Here is a 23,846-nt window from a genome sequence, read left to right as displayed (position 1 = left end):
TGTTCAGAGTCCCGCGGCGACATGGTGGTAGACGTCGTTCCACTTCAGTTCGTGCTGGAAGCCGCGCACCGTCGTCGCGGCGTCGATGATGAGAAGTTCGGTGTCGGTCATCACGGCCAAGTCGTCGATCGTCTCGGTCGTGATCGCTGTGGACATCACCGTGTGGTGCGGCGCACCCGCCATCAACCAGGCCTCCGCCGAGGTGGACCAGGACGGCAGAGGTTCCCACACAGCGCACGCTACCGGCAGCCTCGGCAATTCGGCATTCGGCTCGACGACGCGAACTTCGTTGGCCACCAGTCGAAATCGCGCACCCATGTCACAGATGCCGATGATCACCGCGTCGGCTGGTGCCGCCACGAAGCGCAGCCGGACGGGGTCTTCGCGACCACCGATCGCCAACGGATGCACTTCGAGCGTCGGGGTCCCTTCGGCGATGCTCGGGCAGACCTCCAGCATGTGCGCACCCAGAATGCGTTCCCGGCCCGGCGTGAGGTCGTAGGTGTAGTCCTCCATGAACGATGTGCCACCGGGAAGCCCCTCGGCCATCACCTTCACGGTGCGCAGCATCACGGCGGTCTTCCAGTCGCCCTCGCCGCCGAAACCGTAACCGTCGGCCATCAGCCGCTGCACCGCCAGACCGGGGAGCTGACGCAGGCCACCGAGGTCCTCGAAGTTGGTGGTGAAGGCATGGAATCCGCCATCCTGGAGGAACTTCCGCAGACCGAGTTCGATCTGGGCGCCATGCCGCAACGAGGTGTGCCGGTCCCCGCCGGGAAGCAGCTCGGCGGCCACGCGGTAGGTGTGCTCGTACTCGCGGACGAGCTTGTCGACCTCGGCCGGCCGGATCTGGTCCACGACGTCCACCAGATCGTTGACACCGTAGGTGTCCACCGATACCCCGAAGTGGGCTTCGGCCTCCACCTTGTCACCCTCGGTGACAGCGACGCCGCGCATGTTGTCGCCGAACCGGGCCACCTTGAGCGCCGATTGCTCGGCGCGTCCCAGCGCCGCCCGCACCCACGATCCGATCCGCCGACGGGTGTCGGGATCGCTGACGTGCCCGGCAATGGTCTTGCGCGGAAACGACAGCCGTGACTGGATGTAGCCGAACTCGCGGTCGCCGTGTGCGGCCTGGTTCAGGTTCATGAAGTCCATGTCGATGGTGCTCCAGGGCAACTCGACACCGAACTGCGTGTGCAGATGCAGCAGCGGCTTCTGGAGCACCTTGAGGCCGCGGATCCACATCTTGGCCGGCGAGAATGTGTGCATCCAGGCGATCACGCCGATGCATTCGGTCGAGGTGTTCGCATCGCTGAGCACCCGCGCGATCGAGTCGGCGTCGGTGACCACCGGCATCCATCGCACCTCCACCGGGATCTCCGTGCTGCCGTCCAGGCGTTCGGCGATCTGCCGCGACTGGTCGGCGACCTGGTCCAGGATGTCCTGCCCGTACATGGACTGGCTACCCGTGATCAGCCAGATCTGGCTGGTGACGAGTCGGGAAGCGATCATCGCGTGCTCTCCTCGGAGGGTGTCGTCGTGCCGACGGTCTGGCCGTACACGTTCTGATATCGCTCGAACAGCGCGGTGACATCGGCGGCGTCGATGGTCGATGCGGGACCGAGTTGCCGACTGATGTGCACGGTGCGCGCCACATCCTCGACCATGACGGCCGCCTTGACGGCGGCCCGCGCGGTGGGGCCGATGGTGAACGGTCCGTGGTTACGCATCAGCACAGCAGGAGATCGACTGTCCCGCAGCGTTTCTACGATCCCGCGGCCGATGGAGTCGTCGCCGATGAGCGCGAAGGGACCGACCGGGATCTCCCCGCCGAACTCGTCGGCCGCCATCGTGAGCACGCACGGTATCGGTTCTGCGCGAGCAGCCCACGCGGTGGCATAGGTGGAGTGGGTGTGCACCACTCCACCCACCTCGGGCATGTGGCGGTACACGTAGGCGTGGGCGGCGGTATCCGACGACGGCGAAAGCGCTCCGTCGACGAGGTTGCCGTACAGGTCGCACACCACCATGTCGTCAGCGGTCATCGAGTCGTAGTCGATCCCCGATGGTTTGATCACCAGCAGATCGCGATCGGGAACCCGGGCCGAGACGTTGCCTGCGGTCCAGATGACAAGCTCGTAACGGGTCAGATGCCGGTGCAGATCGCAGACCTGTCGGCGCAGCGCGGCGATCACGTGGTCGACATCGGAGGTGATGGTCATGACGTGGCTCCCACGGTTTCTCGTGCTCCGACGCGGCGGAGTCTGCGCATCATCTGGTTACCGCGGCCGAACCACTCGTAGGCCGCCACGTACTCGCGGTAAAGCCGGTCATAGGCCGCAACGTTGTCCGGAATCGGGGTGTAGGCGTTGCGCGTCCGCGTGCCCATCTGTGCTGCGGCGGCGCGGACGTCAGTGAATGCGCCTGCGGCCGCGGCGGCGTGAATGGCCGACCCCAGCGCCGGCGCCTGGGCAGAGGGCACGACCGACAGCGGCAGCCCGACCGCATCGGCGTAGATCTGCATCAGGAGGTGGTTCTTGAGCAGACCGCCGGCGACCACCAGTTCGGTGACGGGTACGCCACTGTCGGAGAAGGTCTCGACGATCATCCTGGTGCCGAACGCGGTGGCCTCCAGTAGTGCCCGGTACATGTCGACACAGGTGGTGGCCAGGGTCTGCCCGATCATGACACCGGAGAGTTCGTGATCGACCAGCACCGAACGGTTTCCACTGTGCCAGTCCAGGGCCACCAGTCCGTGTTCGCCGACGCGTTGGCGGCCGGCGAGCTCGGTGAGATGCTCGTGCAGCGACAGGCCGCGGCGGCGGGCTTCGATCTGATAGCTCTCGGGGACACAATTGTCCACGAACCAGCCGAAGATGTCCCCCACCCCGGACTGGCCGGCCTCGTAACCCCAGCTGCCTTCGCAGATCCCGCCGCGGACCACACCGCACATGCCGGGGACTTCGCGCAGGACATCGGAATTCATCACATGGCAGGTCGACGTTCCCATGATCGCCACGAGATGTCCCGGCTCCATCGCGTCGGCGGCGGCGACCGTGACATGCGCATCGACATTGCCCACCGCGACGGGAATTCCCTCCGGCAATCCGGTCCACTGCGCAGCCTGCGGGGTCAATGTCCCGGCCCGTTCACCGAGGCGGCCGATCCGGTGATCCAGCTTCTCGGCGACGAAGTCGGCGAATCCGGGGCGCACCTCGGCGAGGAACTCCGGTGACGGATACCGGTCGTCCTGCCGGATGCCCTTGTACCCGGCGGTGCACGCGTTGCGGACATAGGTGCCCGACAGCTGCCAGACGATCCAGTCGGCTGCCTCCACGAAGTGATCCATCGCCTGATACACCTGCGGGTCCTCGTCGAAGATCTCCAAGGCCTTCGCGAACTCCCACTCGCTGGAGATCAGGCCGCCGTAGCGCGGCAGCCAGAACTCGTTGCGTTGGGCGGCAACGGCATTGATGCGGTCCGCCTGCAGCTGCGGAGAATGGTGGCGCCACAGCTTGACATAGGCGTGTGGCCGGTCGCCGAATCCGTCGAGTTCGCACAGCGGCGTCCCGTCACTGCGGACGGGCACCATGGTGCAGGCGGTGAAGTCGGTGCCGATGCCGATCACATCGGACGGGTCGATGCCGGCGTCGGCGACTGCCTGCGGCACCGCGGTGCGCAGCACCTCGATGTAGTCGGCGGGCACCTGCAACGCCCACTGCGCGGGCAGCCGAACGGGGCTACCGGGCAGCGCATCGGTGATGACGCCGTGCTCGTAGACGTGTTCTGCGCTGGCGAGCTCATGGCCGTCACTGACCCGCACCACCAGTGCGCGCCCGGAAAGGGTGCCGAAATCGACTCCCACGGTGTACTTCTCGTTACTCATGGTGAATCCTTCAGTCTCGCCGTGCTGTCACGGACGATGAGTTCGGGGGGCAGCAGCGGCACGCTGGTGGTCGAGCCGTCCAACGTGGCCATCACGAGGTCCATGGCACGGCGACCGATGGCGTGGAAGTCCTGGCGGATGGTCGTCAGCGCGGGGTTGAGGTAGCCGGCTTCGGGGATGTCGTCGAACCCGACGACGCTGATGTCGCCGGGAACCGACAGGTCGGCCTCGGCGAGCGCGTGCAGAACCCCGATTGCCATCTGGTCGTTGGCCACGAACACCGCGGTCGTGTCGCCGCTGCGGGCCAGTTCGCGGCCGATCTCGTAGCCGCGGGCCGGTGTCCAGTCCCCTTCGCAGGGCGTGCGGGGCGTCAGTCCCGCGGCTCGCATCGCCTGCTCATAGCCCGTGCAGCGGCCTTTGGCCTCGGTCCAGGTCAGCGGGCCTGCGACGTGGGTGATGGCCCGGTGTCCGAGATCGATGAGGTGCTGGGTGGCTTGGCGGGCACCGTCGATCTGGTCGACGCCGACGCTGAGCCCGCGTCCTGACAGATCGCCCTCCACGACGATCAGCGGCAAGCCGGCATCCGCCGAATGCACGACAGCCAGCGCGTCCTCCTGGGCGGCGATCATCACGATGGCCTCCACCGATTGCCGGGTCAGGTGATCCAGCGCATCGTGCAGCGTCTCGAGTGTGACCTCGGCCAGTGGAACCAGGCTGGAGAAGTAGCCCGCAGCGCGGGCGGCCTCCTGTACGGACCGCTGAATGCTCGACGGGCCGTACAGGGCACTGTTGGTGCCGACGATCCCGATGATTCCCGAGCGCCGGGTCACCAGGGCGCGGGCCGCGGTGTTGGGCCGGTACCCGAGTTCGGCGATGGCCTGCTCCACCCGCGCCTTGGTTGCGGGGCGGATGCTGGTCGAGCCGTTGATCACGCGGGAGACGGTCTGATGGCTCACACCCGCCAGCCGCGCGACGTCGGCCATGACCGGTTTCGGTGCCATCGGTTGGTTCGGCTGGGTGCTCATCCTGGCTTCCTCACCACTAGTCGTTGAACCAGGACGAATACCAGGAGCAGCACCCCGGTCATGATCCGGGTCCAGTACGAGTCGAGGTTCGCTGCGGTGACGAACGTTCCGATGGTGCCGAGCACGAGCACGCCGATCACCGATCCGAGCACGAATCCCACGCCGCCGGAGAGAAGCACACCGCCAATCACTGCGGCCGCGATCGCGTCGAGTTCCAGACCGATGCCGTTGAGGCTGTAGCCGGACAGCTTCTGCACGGCGAGCAGCAATCCCGCCAGCGCCGCGCACAAGCCGCTGATCGCGTACACCGAGACCCGGGCTCTGGACGCGCTCAGCCCCATCAACTGTGCCGATTGCCGGTTACCCCCGACCGCATACACCGTTCGACCGAACCGGGTCTGGTGCAGCGTGTACGCGGCGATCGCCACGACCGCGATCGCGATCACCACCGTCCAGCGGATGAACTTGTCCTCGTACAGGTACACATAGTTCAGCCCGACCTCACGCAGTACCGGGTCGTTGATCGGCAGCGTGTCGACGCTGATGACGTAGCACAGCCCGCGCGCCAGGAACATGCCTGCAAGGGTGACGATGAACGGCTGGACGTCGAAGTACTCGATCACCAGTCCCATCAGCAGTCCGAGGAACGGCCCCACCACCAGCACGGTGCCGACGGCCAATGGCATCGGCCATCCGGCCTGGAGTGTGGTGGCGACGATCACGGTGGACAGCGCAACCACCGACCCGACGCTGAGGTCGATGCCGCCGGTCAGGATCACGAACGTCATGCCGACGGCCAGGACTACCAGATAGGCGTTGTCCACCAGCAGGTTCAGGAACACCTGAGCGGGGCTCGCGAAGTCGTAGCGGGCGATCACCGCGGTGAACATCGCCACGAACAACACCAGGGAGGCCAGCGGGGACAGGTAGCGACCCCTGGCACGCGCAAGCACCTCGGTGGCGACAGCGCGTGGGCGCGCCGCGGTCTGCGTACTCATGGGCGGCTCATTTCGTCGCCATCACGGCTGTGCCGGATGCGGGTTCGGGTATCGACAGAGGTTGCGCCGCAGCATCTTCAGCGGGCACCGGGGTGGTGCCTGCACCACGCGGGCGGCGCCGGGACACCGCTGCCCGGAACTTGGGCGCCTGCAGCAGACACACGGCGATCACCACCAGCGCCTTGAACACCAGGGTCGTCTCGGGGGTGATGCCCGCGGTGTACACCGTGGTGGTCAGGGTCTGGATGATCAAGGCGCCGAGGATCGTTCCGGTCAGGCTGAACCGCCCACCGAGTAACGAGGTACCCCCGATGACGACGGCCAGGATGGCGTCCATCTCGATCCACAGCCCGGCGTTGTTGGCGTCGGCCGCGGAGATGTTGGACGCGATCATCAGACCGGCGACACCGGCGCACAGTGCGCAGAAGACGTACACCGCGAACACGATCGAGCGGTAGCGCACCCCGGCGAGCCTGCTGGCCTCGGGGTTGATGCCCACCGACTCCAGCAGCATGCCCAGGGCGGTGCGCCGTGTCAGGAGTCCGACCAGGGCGAACACCGCCAGGCTGACCAGGATGGCCACCGGCAGCCCGAATGCGTAGCCGGCGCCCAGCACCTTGAACGGCGCGCTGGTGACCGTGACGATCTGCCCGTCGGTGATCAGCAGCGCGATACCCCGGCCGGCCGTCATCAGCACCAACGTCGCGATGATCGGCTGAACACCGAAGACCGACACCAGCATCCCGTTCCACAGGCCCAGTCCCACGGCGACACCGAGAGCGATACCCATGGCGGTGACGACGGTGCCCGCGCCGGCCGGGTCCGCCGCCGAGGCAATGTGGGCGCAGGCCAGCGCACCACTGACGGCGACGACCGCACCGACGGAGAGGTCGATGCCCCGGGAGGCGATCACCAGCGTCATGCCGAGGGCCACCAGCATGGTGGGTGCGCCGTTGCGCAGGATGTCGATGAGGCTGCCGAAGAGGTGGCCGTCCTGGACGCGGATACTCAGGAAGCTGGGAGTCAGAACGACATTGACGGCCAGCAGCGCGATCAGCGCCAGCGCGGGCCACAGCAGCGGCGACGCCATCAGTTTCTTGGTCATCGCTCACTCCCGCCGGCGATGAGCGCCGTCAGTTCCCTGACGGTGCACTCCGTTCCGACCTGGGCGATGCAGTGTCCCTCACGCATCACGGCGATGCGGTCACTGATGCGCGCCACCTCGTCGAGTTCGGCCGAGATGAACACCACGCCCATGCCGTCGGCAGCCAGATCGGCCACCAGCTTCTGAATCTGGGCCTTCGCGCCCACGTCGATGCCCCTGGTGGGCTCGTCGAGGATGAACAGCTGTGGCTCGGTGATGAGCCAGCGCGCCAGCAGTACCTTCTGTTGATTGCCGCCGCTGAGGTTCTTCACCAGCGCCCACGGGTTCCGGGGCCGGATGTCGAGCGCTTCCATGTACCGACCCACCAGGTCGTCTTTGGTCCTCCTGGACAGCGGGCGGGCGAATCCTCGCCGAGCCTGTAGGGCGAGCACCAGGTTGTCGCGGATGGTGAGGTCGCCGACGATGCCTTCGGCCTTGCGGTCTTCCGAGGAGAAGGCGATCCCCCGAGATATCGCGGCGCGCGGGGAACGCAACGTCGTGGCCGTTCCGTTGACCGTCACCCGGCCGCTCGTCGCGCGGTCGGCGCCGAAGAGCAGGCGCGCCAGTTCGGTTCGGCCGGAGCCCAGCAGCCCGGCCAGACCGACCACCTCGCCACGACGTACCTCGAAATCCACCGGGTGGACCGCCGGAGGACGGGCGAGGTCGGTCACGCTGATCACGGTGTCCTCGGTGTGGGAATCGCTTTCGGCGACGGTGTCCGCGATCTCGTCGAGCAGGTCGAGTTCGTGGCCGAGCATGGCGGCGATCAGCTTCACCCTGTCCAGCTCGGCCGTGGGGTATTCGCCGACCAGACCGCCGTTGCGCAGCACTGTCATTCGATCGGAGATCTCGTACACCTGATCGAGGAAGTGTGAGACGAACAGGATGGCCGTACCCGCGTCGCGTAGCCGCCGCATCACCCGGAAGAGCTCGGCGACCTCGTCGGCGTCCAGACTCGACGTGGGTTCATCGAGTATCAGTACCCGTGCGTTGACCGCCGTTGCGCGGGCGATCGCGACGAGTTGTTGCAGCGCGATGGGGTGGGTCCCCAGCGTGGAGCTCGGGTCGATGGCCAGATCCAGCTCCCCGAGCAACTCGGCGGCCCTGCGGTTCATTGCGCGGTAATCGATCCCGCCCCGGCGTCGCGGTTCCCGGCCCAGCAGAATGTTCTCCGCCACAGTCAAGTTGGTGCAGAGGTTGACTTCCTGATAGACGGTGCTGATACCGGCGTCCTGCGCCTGCCGTGGTCCGGTGAACCGCTGCTCGACCCCGTCGACGGTGATGCTGCCCGAGTCGATGTCGTAGACACCGGTGAGCGCCTTGATCAGCGTCGACTTGCCGGCGCCGTTCTCGCCCATCAGCGCGTGGATCTCGCCGGGCAGCAATCGGAAATCCACTCCGTCGAGAGCCTTCACACCCGGGAACTCGATGCTGACGTCCCGCATGAGAACCACCGGGGCGCCGGAGCGCCGTGCAGTCGGTGTGGTCATCGAGGGGTCCTTCGGTCGTGGTCGTCGGTCGTGGTCGAGCCGCCCGGACCCGTGGGGGTCCGGTGTCCGGGCGGCTCGATGTTCGTGGGCTCAGTACTTGCGCTCAGGAAGGACGGCGGCGGCCTGGGCCTGATCGAAGGTCTCGTCCGGGGTGACGACACGGGCGGGTACCTCGTCGCCGGCCACCACCTTCTTGGCCAGATCCATCAACTCCGGCCCGAGAAGTGGATTGCATTCCACGATGAAGTTGATCTTGCCGTCGGCAAGCGCCTGCATACCGTCGCGCGTCGCGTCGATGGCAACGATCTTGATGTCCTGACCGGGCTTCAGGCCGGCAGCCTCGATGGCCTCCATCGCCCCGAGGGCCATATCGTCGTTCTGCGCGAACACCAGATCGATCTTCGGGTTGGCCTTCAGGAAGGCCTCCATCACCTGCTTGCCGCCGGAGCGGGTGAAATCACCGGTCTGCGAGGCGATCACAGTGAGGTTCGGGTTTGTGGAGATCGCCTCGGCGAACCCGGAACTGCGCTCCAGGGCCGGATCGGATCCGGTGGTCCCCTCCAGCTGGACGATGTTGACCGGGCCGGGAGCCGCTGCGTACTGCTTGACCACCCAGTCGCCCGCCCACTGCCCCTCGCGGACGAAGTCGGCGCCGAGGAATGTCTTGTAGACGTCCTTCTCCTGGGTGTCGACCGCGCGGTCGGTGAGGATGACGGGGATGCCGGCGTTCTTGGCCTCGAGCAGGACGGCGTCCCACCCGGTGCGCACCACCGGGCTGAACGCGATCACGTCGACGCGCTGCTGGATGAAGGACCGGATCGCCGAGATCTGGTTCTCCTGCTTGCCGTTGGCGTCGGAGAATTTCAGGTCGACGTCGGCGGCCTTGGCCGCGTCCTGGATCGAGGCGGTGTTCGCGGTCCGCCACCCGCTCTCGGCGCCCACCTGGGAGAACCCCATGGTGATCTGACCGCCCTCACCGCCGCCGCCGGGCGCCGCACCCGGCGCCGGTCCGCTGCCGCAGGCCGCGAGTACGCCGGCCGTGGCGATGCCGAGCATCGCTGAGAATAGTTTTTTCACGACAACTCCTCAAAAGTCTCTGTTCGCCGAGGTCAAGCCCTCGCCGGCCGGTATTCGGCAGGCCGCGTATGGCGCGGGAGTCGGTGTGACCGGCGTTACACGAGACGGATGTTAACGCTAACATTCACGAGGTGTCAACGATTTGTTAGCGCTCACATTCACATTCGGCAGACCTTGACAAAGGCGTGAGCGGCGTCACAAGATCGTCAATGTTAGCGCTCACATCACCTGCGGCCTGTTCGGTGCGCCGCGATGCGTAGCAGAACCCAATCGGAGGATTTCATGCGCAAGAGCTTTGTTCGAGTCGTGAGTGTGCTGGCCGCGATGGCCGCCCTCACGAGCGCCGGCTGCGGCCGCGAAACCGCGACCGAGGCACCCGGCGCCGGCGGTGACCGCACCGGCACCGTGGGTATCGCGATGCCCACCAAGTCGTCGGAGCGCTGGGTTGCCGACGGCGACAACATGGCCGAGCAGTTCCAGGCGCTCGGATACGAGACCGATCTGCAGTACGGCGACGACGTGGTGCAGAACCAGGTGTCGCAGATCGAGAACATGATCACCAAGGGCGTCAAGGTGTTGGTGGTCGCCCCCATCGACGGATCGTCGCTCACCGACATCCTGCAGCGGGCCGCGGATGCGAACATCCCGGTGGTCAGTTACGACCGGCTGATCCGCGGAACCGAGAACGTCGACTACTACGCGACTTTCGACAACTTCAAGGTCGGGGTCCTGCAGGCGACCTACATCGTGGACAAGCTCGGCCTCGAACAGGCACCGGGGCCGTTCAACATCGAACTCTTCGCCGGATCACCCGATGACAACAACGCAACGTTCTTCTTCGACGGGGCGATGAGCGTACTGCAGCCCTACATCGACAGCGGCAAGCTGATCGTCAAGAGCGGTCAGACCTCGTTCGACCAGGTGGCCACACTGCGTTGGGACGGCGGACTGGCCCAGTCCCGGATGGACAATCTGCTCAGCAGGTCCTACACCAGCGGCCGCGTCGACGCCGTGCTGTCCCCCTACGACGGGATGTCGCTGGGCATCATCTCGGCGCTGAAGTCCGCCGGATACGGCATCCCCACCAACCCGCTGCCGATCGTCACCGGCCAGGACGCCGAACTGGCGTCGGTCAAGTCGATCATCGCGGGCGAGCAGACCCAGACCGTCTTCAAGGACACCCGCGAACTGGCGAAAGCTGCTGTACAGATGGCTGATTCGCTGCTGACCGGCGGGACGCCCGAGGTCAACGACGACTCCACCTACAACAACGGCGTGAAGGTCGTGCCGGCGTTTCTGCTCGAGCCCGTCAGCGTGGACAAGAGCAATTACCAGCAGGTCCTGATCGATTCCGGTTACTACACGTCAGCGCAACTGGCGTGATGGGTGAGCAGGCCACAGCACTGCTGGAGATGCGGGGCATCACCAAGCGATTCGGCAACGTCACGGCGCTTTCCGACGTCAACCTCACGGTGCGCCAGGGTGAGATCCACGCCATCTGTGGCGAGAACGGCGCGGGCAAGTCGACATTGATGAAGGTGCTGAGCGGCATCTATCCGCACGGCAGCTACGACGGCGAGATCGTGTTCGACGGTCGCCCCGGCGATTTCAAGGACATCCGGTCCAGTGAGCGCCGCGGCATCGGGATCATCCACCAGGAGCTCGCACTGGTACCCGTGCTGTCCATCGCCGAGAACATGTTCCTGGGCAATGAGCACGCGAAGGCAGGCGTCATCAGCTGGCACGAGACGATGACCCACGCGCAGCGGCTGCTCGACCGGGTGGGCCTCAACGAAAGCCCCAGGACACGAATCGCCGACATCGGGGTCGGGAAGCAGCAACTCGTCGAGATCGCCAAGGCGCTGTCGAAAAAGGTCAAGCTGCTGATCCTGGACGAGCCGACGGCGGCGCTCAACGACGAGGACAGCCGGCACCTGCTCGATCTGATCGTCGAGCTCAGGGAGCAGGGGCTGACCTGCATCATCATCTCGCACAAGCTCAATGAGGTGATGCGGGTCGCCGACACCATCACGATCCTGCGTGACGGCCGGACCATCGAGACGCAGAAGGTCGAGCACGAGCTCACCGAAGAGCACATCATCCGCGGCATGGTGGGTCGCGACATCGTGGACCGCTTTCCGGAGCGGGCCGAGCACCCCATCGGCGAGGTCACCTTCGCGATCGAGGACTGGACCGTTTTCCATCCCCTCGATCAGCACCGCAAGGTCGTCGACGGCGTCTCCATCAATGTCCGGCGGGGCGAGGTTGTCGGCCTTGCCGGCCTCATGGGCGCGGGCCGTACCGAACTCGCGATGAGCGTCTTCGGCCGGAGCTACGGAAAGAAGGCCGGCGGCGCGGTCTTCAAGGACGGCAAAGAGATTCGGACCCGCACCGTGGCCGAAGCCATCTCCCATCGCATCGCCTACGCCACCGAGGACCGCAAGCACTACGGCTTGAACCTGATGGACGACATCGCCCGCAGCGTCACCTTGGCGTCACTGCCCAAGGTGAGCCGGTTGTCGATCATCAACGAGCACGAGGAGACGGTCGTCGCCGAACGCTTCCGCAAGGACATGCAGATCAAGGCGAGTTCGGTGAAGGCCACCACCGGGAATCTCTCCGGCGGCAACCAGCAGAAGGTCGTGCTGAGCAAGTGGATCTTCGCCGACCCGGACGTGCTCATCCTCGACGAACCGACGCGCGGGATCGACGTCGGCGCCAAGTACGAGATCTACACCATCATCAACGCCCTTGCTGCACAGGGCAAAGCGGTGATCGTCATCTCCTCTGAGCTTCCTGAGCTGATCGGCCTGTGCGACCGCATCTACACCCTCAACGAGGGCCGCCTCACCGGCGAGGTCGCCCGCAAGGACGCGGCACAGGAGACGTTGATGCGCTACATGATGAAGGGACGAACCTAGATGTCCACCCCCACGGTGAACACCGCGGCCACCACACCGACGCCACCCCCGTCCGATTCGCCGGCCGCGCGGCTGCGGACGGCAGTGCAGGGCAACTTCCGGCAGTACGGCATGGTCGTCGCGCTGGCACTGATCGTGATCCTGTTCCAGATCTGGACGGACGGCATCCTGCTCAAACCGCTCAACGTCACCAACATCGTCCAGCAGAACGGCTACATCCTCGTCCTGGCCATCGGCATGGTCATCGTGATCATCTCGGGGCACATCGACCTGTCCGTGGGGTCGATCGCGGGGTTCATCGGCGCCATGTCCGCAGTGCTGATGATCCGGCAGGAGTTGCCGTGGCCGGTCGCCGTCGTACTCTGCCTGCTCTTGGGCGCCTTGATCGGTGCGTGGCAAGGCTTCTGGATCGCCTACGTCGGGATCCCGTCGTTCATCGTGACGCTGGCCGGGATGCTGGTGTTCCGGGGCGCGACCCAGTACCTGCTGGAAGGTCAGTCGATCGCACCGTTCCCACGCAGCTTCGGGCAGGTCAGCAGCGGCTTCCTCCCTGAGATCGGGGGTAGCAGCCTGTACCACTGGCCGACCGTCATCCTCGGTGCGGTGGTCATGGTCTTCGCCGTCTGGCAACAGCTGCGTCAACGACGGACGCAGACCCGGTACGGATTCGACGTGCTGCCGACGGGCTGGTTCGTCGCCAAGTGCGCCGCGATCGTCGCTGCGCTCGCGGCCTTCACGCTGCTCCTGGCCAGCTATCGCGGCGTGCCTGTGGTCGGAATCATCCTGGCGTTGGCGTTCGTCGTGTACGCCTTCGTGATGCGCTCGACGGTGTTCGGCCGTCAGGTGTACGCCGTCGGGGGCAATGTGGCCGCGGCACGGCTGTCCGGGGTCAAGACCAAGCGGGTGACCTTCCTGGTCTTCGTGAACATGGGGCTGCTGTCGGCGCTGGCCGGGTTGCTGTTCGCCGCACGGCTGAATTCCGCGACGCCGCAGGCGGGAATCGGGATGGAGCTGGAGGCGATCGCCGCCGCCTTCATCGGCGGCGCCTCGGCCAACGGCGGTGTCGGCACGGTGTTCGGCGCCATCATCGGCGGATTCGTCCTCGGCGTCCTCAACAACGGTATGAGCCTGGTCGGTATCGGAAGCGACGTGCAGCAGGTCATCAAGGGCCTGGTGCTCCTGGCTGCCGTCGGGTTCGACGTCTACAACAAGAAGAAAGGCGGTTCATGAGATGAGCACCGGAGGCATCGCGGATCGCTTCGAATACGACATCGTCAACTTCATGCGCAGCTGGGCACCCTACGGCGGACCACCCGACGACGAAGCGCTCCCCGAGTTCGGCCTCAGTCGGGATCAGCTCGTGCGTCGATATCAGCAGATACTCGCCGCCGAGGCGGCCCGCCGCGAGTGGGAACTGCGGCGGCCGTGGATGCGGCAGCGGCACCCGGCAGGAGAGAGGACGCCGGGTGCACCGCGTCCGACACCTGCGCCGTGACGTCCGCGCCGACGCCATGGACGCTGGCCGACGGTCGCGATCTGCTGTTCTTCTCCCTGCCCGGCCACTCCAGCCACCCCGTCCCGGATCGAAGGCCGCTGCCCGATCAGTCTGTCGCGCAATCAGAATTGCGCTTCGACCGGACCACCGGCCAGTGGGTGATCATCGCCGCGTCACGTCAGGACCGCACCTACAAGCCGCCGCCGGATCAATGCCCGCTGTGTCCGGGCCCGTCCGGAACCACCAGCGAGATACCGGCGGCGGACTATGACGTCGCTGTGTTCGAGAATCGGTTCGCCAGCCTGTCCGGCGCAGGCGACGCCGCCTTCCGGCTGCCGCCGACGGGCGGTGATGCGTTCCTGTCGGCGCCCAGTCATGGTCGCTGCGAGGTCATCTGCTTCTCCAGCGACCACACGGGTTCCTTCGCCCAACTCGATTTCGCCCAGGCGCGGCTGGTGGTCGAGGCTTGGGTGCACCGCACGGCCGCGTTGACCGCGATGCCGGGCATCGCGCAGGTGTTCTGCTTCGAGAACCGCGGCGAAGAGATCGGTGTGACGCTGACGCATCCGCACGGCCAGATCTACGGCTACCCCTATCTGACGCCACGCACCGAGCGGATGCTGCGCGAGGCGCACGCACACCGCGAGCGTCGTGGCACCAACCTGTTCACCGACATCGTCGAACAGGAGGTGGCAGCGGGCAGCCGGATCGTCGCCCGCGATGACATGTTCACCGCCTTCGTCCCGTTCGCCGCACGCTGGCCGGTCGAGGTGCACATCTACCCGAACAGGTTCGTCCGCAGTCTTGCCGAGCTCGATCCCGTCGAGCGGGACGGGTTCACGAGGATGTATCTGACGATTCTGCAGCGGCTGGACCGGCTCTACTCCCTGCCGCTGCCCTACATGGCGGCGGTCCACCAGTACACCGACGACGAGACACAGCGCGAGGGCTGCTTTCACGTCGAGGTGATCTCGACCCGGCGCAGCGCCACCAAGCTCAAATACCTCGCGTCGTCCGAATCCGCCATGGAGGCGTTCATCAACGACGTCGCGCCGGAGAGCGCCGCGGCTGCGCTGCGCCGACTATGACGACTCCGACACGCGCAGTTCGGTTTTCGGCGCCGGGGCGGATCAATCTCATCGGCGAGCACACCGACTACAACGGCGGCTTCGCCCTGCCCATCGCGCTTCCCGAGCGTACGGTGATCTCGTATCACCCCGCAGAGCGCGACACGCTCGTGGTGCACAGCGACCGCACGCCTGCTTCTGTCGACATCCCGCTAGACACCACCCCCGGCGGGGTCACCGGGTGGGCGGCGTATGTGGCCGGCGTGGTCTGGGCGCTGCGGAGCACCGGCCACCGCGTGACGGGCGGCACGATGTCGATCACGAGTGACGTCTGGATGGGCTCGGGACTCGCGTCGTCGGCCGCGCTGGAGTGTGCGGCACTCGGTGCGATCCTCGCCGCCACCGGTCAGTCCATCGGCCGCACCGACCAGGCCCGGATCGCCCAGCGGGCCGAGAACGACTACGTCGGAGCCCCCACCGGGCTGCTGGATCAGCTGGCCATCCTGTTCGCCGAGCCGCGCCGGGCCCAGCTGATCGACTTCCGCGACCTCACCGTCGCCTCGGTGGATTTCGATCCCGACTCGCACGGGATCGCCCTGCTGGTCATCAACTCTCACGCCACCCACCAGCATGCTGGCGGCGAGTACGCCGACCGGCGGACCTCCTGCGAGCGCGCGGCCGCGGAACTGGGCGTCGGATCACTGCGCGACATTCAGCATCGCGGCCTGTCGGCGTTGATGCCCATCGCCGACGACACCGATGCCCGGCGGGCCCGCCACATCGTCACCGAGAACGAGCGCGTCCTGGATACCGTTGATGCGCTGCGTGTTTCCGACTTCGGAGCGGTCGCCAGGTTGTGGACGGCGTCGCACTGCTCCATGCGGGACGACTTCCAGATCACCACCGAGCACATCGATCTGATCGCCGCCACCGCGGTTGCGGCCGGGGCCCTGGGGGCGCGGATGACCGGTGGCGGTTTCGGCGGGTGCGTGATCGCCCTGGCGGACACCGCGAAGGTGGACGCAGTCAGTGATGCCGTCCGAGAAGCACTGCGCGACGGTGGATATCGAGAGCCGACCATCGTGCACACCCGGGCCGGTGGAGGTGCCGGCGTCCAGTGATGCTCAGCCGGGCCTGCGTTCGCGGCGAGCGATGGTCTTGGTCTCCAGGTACTGCGCGAAGCCCTCGATGCCGCACTGACGGCCGACGCCGCTGCTCTTGTAGCCGCCGAACGGCGCATCTGCGCCATAGAACATGCCGCCGTTGACGCCGAACGACCCTGCGCGGATCCTCCGCGCGATGCTCATCCCACGGTCTGCCGAGCGCGACATGACCGCACCCGCAAGACCGAAACTGCTGTCGTTGGCGATCCGGACGGCGTCATCGTCATCGTCGAACGGGATGAGCACCACAACCGGTCCGAACACTTCCTGCTGCGCGATCGGTGCGCTGTTGTCGACACCGGTGACCACGGTCGGTGCGACGAAGTACCCGCCGGCCAGGTGCTCCGGTAGCCCGTCGGCCGGTCCCCCACCCACGGTGATCTCAGCGCCGTCGCGGCGCGCGCCGTCGATGGCGGCCAACACGCGTTGCTGCTGCGCGGCGCTGATGACCGGTCCGACCAGGGTCGCCGGATCGGCCGGATCGCCCACCGGCACATACTGATACGCCATGGTGATGTCGGCGACTGCCTGCTCGTACAGCGAGCGGTGGATCAGCATTCGGCTGGTGGCCGCACACGCCTGCCCGGCGTGCACGCAGACTCCCACGGCTGTCGGCACGATCGCCGCGGGGTTGGCGTCGTCGAGGACGATGGCCGCCGACTTGCCGCCGAGTTCCAGGAACATGCGCTTCATCGAGTCCGCGCCCTGACGCATCAGCAGCTTTCCGACGGCGGTCGAGCCGGTGAACGACATCAGATCCACCCGGGGATCGGTGCCGAGCAGTCCGGCGACGTCGTTCGACGGCGTGGTGACCACGTTGACCACCCCCGCCGGGATGTCCGTTTTCTCGGCGATCAGACGGCCCAGTCGGGTGGCGTTCCACGGGGTGTGCGGATCGGGCTTGAGGACGACGGTGTTGCCTGCGGCCAGCGCCGGACCGAGCTTGTTGAGGATGACCTCGATCGGGAAGTTCGACGGCGTGACGGCGGCGACCACGCCGACAGCCTCCTTGACCACGGTGCGGACGTTGCGGTCCCCGAACAGGCCGCCACCGTCGAGCACCCGCTCCCATTCGAAGGTGTCGATGAGACGCGTGGGGTATCGCAGCGAATCGGCCAGCGGCCAATCCAGTTGCGCAGTCTCGGTCGTCATCACCGGGCAGCCCACCTCCGCGACCAGTTCGTCGCGCAGATCGACTCTGTCGGCGTCGATCGCCGTCTGCAACTGCTCCAGGCAGCGCTTGCGCAGGTCGCGGTTCGTCGACCAGTCGCCTCCGTCGAATGCCCGTCGGGCCGCCGAGATCGCGCGCTCCATGTCCCGTTCGTCGGCCGCTGCCGTGGCACCGAGCACCGTGCCGGTGGCCGGGCTGAGGTTGTCGAACCGGGCACCGGAGCCCGCGTCGACGAGCTCGCCGTCGATGAGCATGCGACGTTCGGCCCGCTGTGCCGCGCGGGCGCCAAGTTCGACACTCGTCTCGGTGCGTCCGGTCGGTGCGTCACTCACCTGGCACCTCCGGCTCATATTGTCTGCTTAACGGTAAACATTACAGTACCGACGCTCCGCTAGACTCGCCCCACGAGCCGTTCGACACCGCCGTCAGAAGGGGATCGACGTGATCAAGGTGATGGAGGGCGTGCGCGTCCTTGAGGTTGCGCAGTTCACGTTCGTGCCGGCTGCCGGGGCGATCCTGGCGGACTGCGGCGCCGACGTCATCAAGATCGAGCATCCGGTGCGCGGCGACACCCAGCGCGGCTTCATCAACATGGGCGGGTTTGCACTGGATCCCAACCGCCATCCCCTGATCGAGCACCCCAATCGCGGCAAGCGCAGCGTCGGCATCGACGTGTCGACGCCCGACGGCCAGGAGGTGCTCTATGAGATCGCCAGGAGCGCTGATGTGTTCCTGACCAACTACATGCCCGCGCAGCGGCAGAAGAACAAGTTCGACGTCGAGCACATCCGGGCTGTCAATCCGAACATCATCTACGCGCGGGGCAGCGCCTACGGGGACAAAGGCGTCGAACGGGACACCGGCGGGTTCGACGGCACCGCGTTCTGGACCCGCAGCGGAGTCGGTCACGCGCTGACCCCGGAGGAGCTGGGTGGTGCACTACCGCAGGGAATTCCGGCGTTCGGCGATTCGATCGGCGGCATGAACATCGCGGGCGGGATCTCCGCTGCGCTCTTTCATCGGGAGCGTACGGGCGAGGCGGTCGAAATCGATGTGTCGCTGCTGAGCACCGCCTGGTGGGCCGCGGGCGCCAGCGTGACCCAGGGCATGGAGACCGGCGAGACGATGCGGTCGCTGATGCCGGGCGCCACGGCGTCGGTCAACCCGTTCATGGCCAACTACCTCACCTCCGATGGCGGCACCATCAATCTGTGCATCGTCAGCCCGACCGGTTACATCCGGGACGCGTTCGAGCATCTCGGCCTCGCGGAACTGGCCGACGACCCGCGCTTCTGCGACGTCATGCCGCTGATCCAGAATGCCGAAGCCGGTGTGCAACTCATCGCCGAGGCCATCGGCAGCAAGCCGTTCGAGTACTGGCGTCAGCACCTCAAGACGATGAAGGGGCAGTGGGCGCCGTTCCAGAGTCTTGTCGACCTCGCCTCCGACGAGCAGGCCATCGCGAACGACATGATCGTCGAGGTGGAGGCGAGTGACGGCGGGGCGCCCTTCAAGGTGGTGCGTGGCCCGGTGCAGTTCAACCACGAGCCGCTGGAGACCACCCGCGCGCCGCAGGCCTCCGAGCACACCGAACTCGTGCTGATGGAGCTCGGCCTCGACTGGGACCGCATCGAGGCGCTCAAGGACAGCGGCGCCATCGCCTGAACCGCTTTCGGCGCCAGGTCACGCTCTCTCGACGCGGACCGGGACCCCGGTCAGCCAGGCCATGCCGGACAACGACTCCACGTCGGCGGGCTCGCTGGAGGTGAGTCGGTTCACGTTGGCGCCGCCCGCTTCATTGGCCAGCTTCCAGCCGCCCGTGCCCTTGTGCCCCCATCCGTGGGGCACCGCGATGACGCCGGGCATGATGTCCTTGGTGAGCGTGACGGGCACCGTGATGCTGCCGTAGGGCGAGCTCACCCGAACCGCGCTGCCGTCCCGGATGTCCAGTTCGGCGGCGTCGTTCTCGTTCATCAGCCCGTGGTGGCCGCGGTCGCCTCGCATCAACAGCGGCGCATTGTGCATCCACGAGTTCTCCGACCGCGCCTCCCGCATCCCGATCATCCGCAGCGGGAAAGCCTGCCCCGGCCCCGACAGCGTCGACACCATCGCGATCTCGGCCGCGATGTCGTCGTGCTGCAGCTGGATCCGACCACGCAGGTACGAGATCGCCTCCTTGAGCACCCCGGTCTTCAGGTGCGGTGTGATCACCGCGCCGTGCGCATGGTCGCGCGACAGCCGCTCGAAGGTGAACCCGCAGTGGCGCAGGCCGAAACCGTCACCGCCGGCGGCCAATCGGATGATGCCGTCGGCAAGCATCCGCGGCGTGAATGGCCTTCCAATGCGCCGCAGCGCCTTGCCCGACCGTGTGATCGCCGCAAATACCCGGGATTGGTGCGACATACGGCCGATCAGTTCGCCGACGATCTGCCACTCCTGCCGCGCCTGCCCGACCGGGGCGATGACCGCCTCGGTGGCCTGACGAAACGGCGTGGCCTGGAACGGCTGGAACGTGAGCGGGAAGTCGTCCCGCTCGTACATCGTCGTGACGGGCAAGACGTAGTCGCAGTGCGAGGTGGTCTCGGTCAGATAGAAGTCCAGCGCCACCGACAGATCCAGTGAATCAAGGGCCGCCTCGAGCTCGTCGCCGTTGGGCACCGACAGCACCGGATTGCCTGCGCTGATGAACATCGCCGTGATCTGCCGCGGCCCCGGTGTCTGCATTTCCTTGGCCATCAGCGCGGCCGGCTCCGACCCGATGATCGCCCGGAAGCCACCGATGCGGGACCGCTTGCGGCGGTAGGTACGCCGCAGGAGCGCGCCCATGCCGATGTTGACCATGCGTTGGCCCGGCACCCCGAGCCCGCTGATCACCGAACCGCCCGGCGTGTCCAGATTGCCCGCAACGAGGTTGACCACGTCGAGCAGATAGGACGTCAGCGTGCCGTACCTGCCCACGCAGGTGCCGAGACGTCCGTAGACGGCCGCGCGCGGGGTGGCCGCCAGGTCGCGCGCGAGGCCGCGCGCCAATTCGGGATCGACACCCGTGCGGGGTGCCGTTGCCTCCGGGGTGAACGGGGCGACCTGGGCGCGCAGCCAGTCCAGCCCGTCCACCAGGGAATCGATCGCGTGGGTGTGCGCCAGGCCTTCGGCGAACATCACCTGCACCAGCGACAGCAGCAGCAGCGCATCGGTGTCCGGAACGATGCCCATCCATTCGAACTGCGCCGCCGTCTCGGTCTTGCGCGGGTCGATCACGACCACCCGGCCGCCGCGCTTGACGATGTCGTGCATGCGGTCCTTGATCCGCGGCGCGGTGAGGAAACTGCCATGGGAGACCACAGGATTGGCGCCCACGACGACCAGCAGATCGGTGCGGGTCAGATCCGGGATGGGCACCGAGATGGGCGTCCCGTACAGGAGCTGGCTGGCCATCAGCCGGCAGTTGGTGTCCTGCGAGGATGCCGTGAAGAAATGGCTGCCCCGGCCGATGCCCTTGATGAACGCCATGATCGACAGCACGTGCGCGTAGCTGAATGCCCCCGGGTTGCCCATGTACCACCCGATCGCGCCGGGCCCGCGCTCACGCATCACCGCGGTGAGCCTGGTCGCGATGTCGTCGAGCGCTTCCTCCCAGCTGACCGACTCGAATCCGTCGGCGGTGCGCCGCATCGGCACGGTGACGCGGTCGGGATCGTTGACCACCTCGGTGAACGCAATGCCCTTCTGGCACGCGAAGCCCGCGGACAGCGGGTGGTCCCTATCGGGACGCAGCGCGGTGAGGGTGCCGTCCTCGACGGTGGCGATCATGCCGCACAGCGGCTCACAGATCCGGCAGAACGTCACCTTGTGTTCGATCGTTCCCGGGTTGTCGGCCATGTGTGGCTACCTTTCTCCACGGCACTCTGTCGATAGTCTGCGGTGGATGCGCTGGATTGTCGACGGAATGAACGTGATCGGCTGCCGCCCGGACGGCTGGTGGCGTGACCGGCACCTCGCGATGGTGACCCTCGTCGAGCAACTCGAGGTGTGGGCCGTCGCCGAAGGAACGCACGTGACGGTGGTCTTCGAGCGCCCACCGTCCCCGCCGATCGAATCGACGGTGGTCACAGTGGCATCCGCACCGTTCCCGGCGCCGAACTCCGCCGACGACGAGATCCTCAGATTGGTGGGTGCCGACCCGCATCCGGAACAGATCGTGGTGGCCACATCCGACGGCGGCCTGACCGAACGCGTGCGATCCGCGAAGGCGACGACCTTTCCCGCCGAACGCTTCCGCGCCCTGATCGATCCGCCCTCCGCATGATGCCGACGACGGCCCGCCGCGCGACTCCCTGAAAGTCATCCGGTTGTGCTTTCGATAAGAGTCACCATATCCTGCTGGTAGCCACCGCCACGCGCCCAGACAGGACGGGACTTGACCGACGCCTACTACGAACTCGTCGATCCCGGTGATCCACGCGGGGAGAAGTTCGCGGCGTCCGATTACGTTGTCAGCACCTGGGGCTCGTCGATGCAGAACGCCGCCCCCGTGTCGGCGCTGCTGGTCCGCGCGATCGAGCGATGCGCTGCGCGCGACGAGACGCGCATCAGCCGCGTCATCGTGGACCTGCTGGGCCCGGTGCCGGTCGCGGGCGAACTCTGGGTGCGCGCCACCGTGGCGCGCCCGGGACGACAGATCGAGCTGATCGACGCCGAGATGACCGCGGGAGGCCCCGACGGGACACCCCGGGCTGTGGCGAAGGCGTCGGCCTGGCGGTTCCTGCGGGCCGAGACCGACGCCCTGCCCGACACTCCGACCGAACCGATGCGCCCCGTCACCGACGGAGTGCGTCGCCTCGCCGACGACGGCACCGACCGCACATACATCCAGAGCCTGGACTGGCGCTGGCTCAACGACATCCTCAACAGCGTGCGAGCCGAGTGCTGGGCCACGCCGTTGGTGGATCTGGTCGCCGGTGAGTCCATGACGCCCGCGCAACGCCTGTTCACAGTCGCCGACATTGCCAACGGGATGGGAAGCCGGCTCAACCCCGACGAATTCACCTTCCTCAACACCGACCTCGCCGTGCACATCCACCGGATGCCCGAAGGCCGTTGGATCGGTGTGCGTTCTGAGAATCATTACGGGGCAGACGGGGTGGGGGTGTCCCGGGGCACGCTGTTCGACGAGCTGGGACCGGTGGCCGCGATTGCGCAGGCGCAGCTCGTGCGCCGCAGGGTATCGCTGTGACCCGCAGGACCGAAAGGACGCCACCATGCACGACGTAGCAATCATCGGGGTGGGGCTGCACCCGTTCGGCCGATTCGAGGGGAAGACGGCGATGGCGATGGGCGTCGACGCCATCACCGCGGCTGTCGCCGACGCGGGCGTGTCGTGGAACGACATCCAGTTCGGCGTGGGTGGCAGCTGGACCGTCGCGAACCCCGATGCCATCGTCGGTATGGTCGGGCTGTCCGGCATACCGTTCACCAACGTCTTCAATGCGTGCGCCACCGCCGCCAGCGCCACGAAGGCCTGCGCCGATGGAATCCGGTTGGGCGACTACGACATCGGCATCGCCGTCGGACTCGACAAGCATCCGCGCGGTGCCTTCACCGAAGACCCCGGCCTGGTCGGCATGCCCAGCTGGTATGCCGAGAACGGCCAGTACCTGACCACGCAGTTCTTCGGCATGAAGGCCAACCGGTACCTGCACAACCACAACATCAGTCACCGGACGCTGGCCAAGGTCGTCAACAAGAACCTGCGCAACGGGGCGCGCAACCCCAACGCGTTCCGGCGCACGCCCATGGACGAGGACGCGATCCTCGGCTCCCCCATGCTCAATTACCCGCTGACGCAGTACATGTTCTGCTCGCCCGACGAGGGCGCCGCCGCGGTCGTGATGTGCCGGGCCGAACTCGCGCACCGCTACACCAGCAAGCCCGTCTACGTGCGTGCCGTCGAGGTACGTACCCGCACGTACGGCGCCTACGAGGTCAACACCACGTTCGCGCCGGTGGACGAGGATGTTGCACCCACCGTCTACGCGTCACGGGCCGCATTCGAGAAAGCCGGTATCGCGCCGTCGGACGTCGACGTGATCCAGTTGCAGGACACCGACGCCGGTGCCGAGATCATCCACATGGCCGAGGCCGGATTCTGCGCCGACGGCGACCAGGAGAAGCTGATCGCCGACGGCGCCACCGAGATCGGCGGGGCGATGCCGGTCAACACCGACGGCGGTCTGCTCGCCAACGGCGAGCCGATCGGGGCATCGGGGCTGCGCCAGATCCACGAGATCGTCCGGCAACTGCGCGGGCAGGCCGGCGACCGGCAGATCCCCGGTGCACCCAAGGTTGGTTTCGCGCAACTCTATGGCGCGCCCGGCACCGCGGGCGCCACCATCCTGACCACCTAGCG

At 66.7% G+C, this 23,846-nt stretch carries 20 protein-coding genes; 10 read left to right on the top strand and 10 right to left on the bottom strand.

Going from position 1 to position 23,846, the window contains the following annotated elements; translation table 11 throughout:
- Window positions 1-3 precede the first annotated feature (3 nt).
- From araA to EL337_RS09225, 8 genes are all read right to left on the bottom strand, one after another.
- A complete protein-coding gene (gene araA, locus EL337_RS09260; RefSeq protein WP_048634629.1) occupies window positions 4-1,515 on the bottom strand; it encodes an L-arabinose isomerase in 1,512 nt (503 codons plus the stop codon).
- On the bottom strand, window positions 1,512-2,225 hold the full coding sequence (locus EL337_RS09255) for an L-ribulose-5-phosphate 4-epimerase (protein WP_048634628.1): 714 nt from the start codon (window positions 2,223-2,225) through the stop codon (window positions 1,512-1,514). Before EL337_RS09255 ends, araA begins: the two co-directional genes overlap by 4 nt.
- Complete coding sequence (gene araB / locus EL337_RS09250; RefSeq protein ID WP_048634627.1) at window positions 2,222-3,889, bottom strand: ribulokinase; 1,668 nt, start codon at window positions 3,887-3,889, stop codon at window positions 2,222-2,224. The genes EL337_RS09255 and araB overlap by 4 nt, the downstream gene beginning before the upstream one ends.
- Complete coding sequence (locus EL337_RS09245) at window positions 3,886-4,914, bottom strand: LacI family DNA-binding transcriptional regulator (RefSeq protein WP_235666616.1); 1,029 nt, start codon at window positions 4,912-4,914, stop codon at window positions 3,886-3,888. Before EL337_RS09245 ends, araB begins: the two co-directional genes overlap by 4 nt.
- Complete coding sequence (locus tag EL337_RS09240) at window positions 4,911-5,912, bottom strand: ABC transporter permease subunit (protein ID WP_048634626.1); 1,002 nt, start codon at window positions 5,910-5,912, stop codon at window positions 4,911-4,913. The genes EL337_RS09245 and EL337_RS09240 overlap by 4 nt, the downstream gene beginning before the upstream one ends.
- A 7-nt stretch (window positions 5,913-5,919) precedes the next feature.
- Entirely contained in the window at window positions 5,920-7,017 is a 1,098-nt protein-coding gene (locus EL337_RS09235; RefSeq protein ID WP_048634625.1) for an ABC transporter permease, read from the bottom strand.
- A complete protein-coding gene (locus tag EL337_RS09230; RefSeq protein ID WP_048634624.1) occupies window positions 7,014-8,546 on the bottom strand; it encodes a sugar ABC transporter ATP-binding protein in 1,533 nt (510 codons plus the stop codon). The genes EL337_RS09235 and EL337_RS09230 overlap by 4 nt, the downstream gene beginning before the upstream one ends.
- A gap of 90 nt (window positions 8,547-8,636) precedes the next feature.
- Window positions 8,637-9,623, bottom strand: a complete 987-nt coding sequence (locus EL337_RS09225) for an ABC transporter substrate-binding protein (protein ID WP_048634623.1) — start codon at window positions 9,621-9,623, stop codon at window positions 8,637-8,639.
- A gap of 306 nt (window positions 9,624-9,929) precedes the next feature.
- Here EL337_RS09225 and chvE point away from each other — a divergent pair, with 306 nt between their 5' ends.
- The 6 genes from chvE to EL337_RS09195 are packed head-to-tail and all read left to right on the top strand — an operon-like array spanning window position 9,930 to window position 16,227.
- Complete coding sequence (gene chvE, locus EL337_RS09220; protein WP_442412720.1) at window positions 9,930-11,006, top strand: multiple monosaccharide ABC transporter substrate-binding protein; 1,077 nt, start codon at window positions 9,930-9,932, stop codon at window positions 11,004-11,006.
- Window positions 11,006-12,544: a multiple monosaccharide ABC transporter ATP-binding protein gene (gene mmsA, locus EL337_RS09215; protein ID WP_048634621.1), complete on the top strand. Its 1,539-nt coding sequence runs from the start codon at window positions 11,006-11,008 to the stop codon at window positions 12,542-12,544. Before chvE ends, mmsA begins: the two co-directional genes overlap by 1 nt.
- On the top strand, window positions 12,545-13,774 hold the full coding sequence (mmsB, locus tag EL337_RS09210; protein WP_048634620.1) for a multiple monosaccharide ABC transporter permease: 1,230 nt from the start codon (window positions 12,545-12,547) through the stop codon (window positions 13,772-13,774).
- A gap of 1 nt (window position 13,775) precedes the next feature.
- Complete coding sequence (locus EL337_RS09205; RefSeq protein WP_048634619.1) at window positions 13,776-14,039, top strand: hypothetical protein; 264 nt, start codon at window positions 13,776-13,778, stop codon at window positions 14,037-14,039.
- Entirely contained in the window at window positions 14,036-15,127 is a 1,092-nt protein-coding gene (galT, locus tag EL337_RS09200; RefSeq protein ID WP_048634618.1) for a galactose-1-phosphate uridylyltransferase, read from the top strand. Before EL337_RS09205 ends, galT begins: the two co-directional genes overlap by 4 nt.
- A complete protein-coding gene (locus EL337_RS09195; protein WP_048634617.1) occupies window positions 15,124-16,227 on the top strand; it encodes a galactokinase in 1,104 nt (367 codons plus the stop codon). Before galT ends, EL337_RS09195 begins: the two co-directional genes overlap by 4 nt.
- Before the next feature lie 3 nt (window positions 16,228-16,230).
- Here EL337_RS09195 and EL337_RS09190 read toward each other — a convergent pair whose 3' ends face one another.
- Window positions 16,231-17,790 carry an aldehyde dehydrogenase family protein gene (locus EL337_RS09190; RefSeq protein ID WP_197724212.1) on the bottom strand — a complete coding sequence of 520 codons (1,560 nt, stop codon included), beginning with the start codon at window positions 17,788-17,790 and terminating at the stop codon, window positions 16,231-16,233.
- A gap of 103 nt (window positions 17,791-17,893) precedes the next feature.
- Between EL337_RS09190 and EL337_RS09185 the strand changes: the two genes are divergently transcribed.
- Window positions 17,894-19,105, top strand: a complete 1,212-nt coding sequence (locus EL337_RS09185) for a CaiB/BaiF CoA transferase family protein (RefSeq protein WP_048634651.1) — start codon at window positions 17,894-17,896, stop codon at window positions 19,103-19,105.
- 18 nt (window positions 19,106-19,123) lie between these two features.
- Here the strand turns inward: EL337_RS09185 and EL337_RS09180 are convergent, their stop codons facing one another.
- Complete coding sequence (locus EL337_RS09180; RefSeq protein WP_048634615.1) at window positions 19,124-21,319, bottom strand: molybdopterin-containing oxidoreductase family protein; 2,196 nt, start codon at window positions 21,317-21,319, stop codon at window positions 19,124-19,126.
- Window positions 21,320-21,365: 46 nt separating this feature from the next.
- Between EL337_RS09180 and EL337_RS09175 the strand changes: the two genes are divergently transcribed.
- From EL337_RS09175 to EL337_RS09165, 3 genes are all read left to right on the top strand, one after another.
- Window positions 21,366-21,746 (top strand): NYN domain-containing protein, encoded by a 381-nt coding sequence (locus EL337_RS09175; protein WP_048634614.1) that lies wholly within the window; start codon window positions 21,366-21,368, stop codon window positions 21,744-21,746.
- A 111-nt stretch (window positions 21,747-21,857) separates the two neighbouring features.
- Complete coding sequence (locus EL337_RS09170) at window positions 21,858-22,673, top strand: thioesterase family protein (RefSeq protein ID WP_048634613.1); 816 nt, start codon at window positions 21,858-21,860, stop codon at window positions 22,671-22,673.
- Window positions 22,674-22,698: 25 nt separating this feature from the next.
- Window positions 22,699-23,844 (top strand): thiolase family protein, encoded by a 1,146-nt coding sequence (locus EL337_RS09165; RefSeq protein ID WP_048634612.1) that lies wholly within the window; start codon window positions 22,699-22,701, stop codon window positions 23,842-23,844.
- Window positions 23,845-23,846: the final 2 nt, after the last annotated feature.

The organism is Mycolicibacterium aurum (assembly GCF_900637195.1).
Lineage (GTDB): Bacteria > Actinomycetota > Actinomycetes > Mycobacteriales > Mycobacteriaceae > Mycobacterium > Mycobacterium aurum.
Note: the sequence above shows the minus strand (reverse complement) of the source record. Positions and strands in the feature narration are given on the sequence as shown.

Excerpts from the sequence above, each read along its gene's own strand:
- mmsB (WP_048634620.1), top strand. The coding sequence starts at position 12,545 with ATGTCCACCCCCACGGTGAACACCGCGGCCACCACACCGACGCCACCC.
- EL337_RS09235 (WP_048634625.1), bottom strand. The coding sequence starts at position 7,017 with ATGACCAAGAAACTGATGGCGTCGCCGCTGCTGTGGCCCGCGCTGGCG.
- EL337_RS09240 (WP_048634626.1), bottom strand. The coding sequence starts at position 5,912 with ATGAGTACGCAGACCGCGGCGCGCCCACGCGCTGTCGCCACCGAGGTG.
- mmsA (WP_048634621.1), top strand. The coding sequence starts at position 11,006 with ATGGGTGAGCAGGCCACAGCACTGCTGGAGATGCGGGGCATCACCAAG.
- araA (WP_048634629.1), bottom strand. The coding sequence starts at position 1,515 with ATGATCGCTTCCCGACTCGTCACCAGCCAGATCTGGCTGATCACGGGT.
- araB (WP_048634627.1), bottom strand. The coding sequence starts at position 3,889 with ATGAGTAACGAGAAGTACACCGTGGGAGTCGATTTCGGCACCCTTTCC.
- EL337_RS09190 (WP_197724212.1), bottom strand. The coding sequence starts at position 17,790 with ATGAGCCGGAGGTGCCAGGTGAGTGACGCACCGACCGGACGCACCGAG.
- EL337_RS09245 (WP_235666616.1), bottom strand. The coding sequence starts at position 4,914 with ATGAGCACCCAGCCGAACCAACCGATGGCACCGAAACCGGTCATGGCC.
- EL337_RS09185 (WP_048634651.1), top strand. The coding sequence starts at position 17,894 with ATGGAGGGCGTGCGCGTCCTTGAGGTTGCGCAGTTCACGTTCGTGCCG.
- EL337_RS09255 (WP_048634628.1), bottom strand. The coding sequence starts at position 2,225 with ATGACCATCACCTCCGATGTCGACCACGTGATCGCCGCGCTGCGCCGA.
- EL337_RS09175 (WP_048634614.1), top strand. The coding sequence starts at position 21,366 with ATGCGCTGGATTGTCGACGGAATGAACGTGATCGGCTGCCGCCCGGAC.
- EL337_RS09180 (WP_048634615.1), bottom strand. The coding sequence starts at position 21,319 with ATGGCCGACAACCCGGGAACGATCGAACACAAGGTGACGTTCTGCCGG.
- EL337_RS09230 (WP_048634624.1), bottom strand. The coding sequence starts at position 8,546 with ATGACCACACCGACTGCACGGCGCTCCGGCGCCCCGGTGGTTCTCATG.
- EL337_RS09195 (WP_048634617.1), top strand. The coding sequence starts at position 15,124 with ATGACGACTCCGACACGCGCAGTTCGGTTTTCGGCGCCGGGGCGGATC.
- EL337_RS09205 (WP_048634619.1), top strand. The coding sequence starts at position 13,776 with ATGAGCACCGGAGGCATCGCGGATCGCTTCGAATACGACATCGTCAAC.
- EL337_RS09165 (WP_048634612.1), top strand. The coding sequence starts at position 22,699 with ATGCACGACGTAGCAATCATCGGGGTGGGGCTGCACCCGTTCGGCCGA.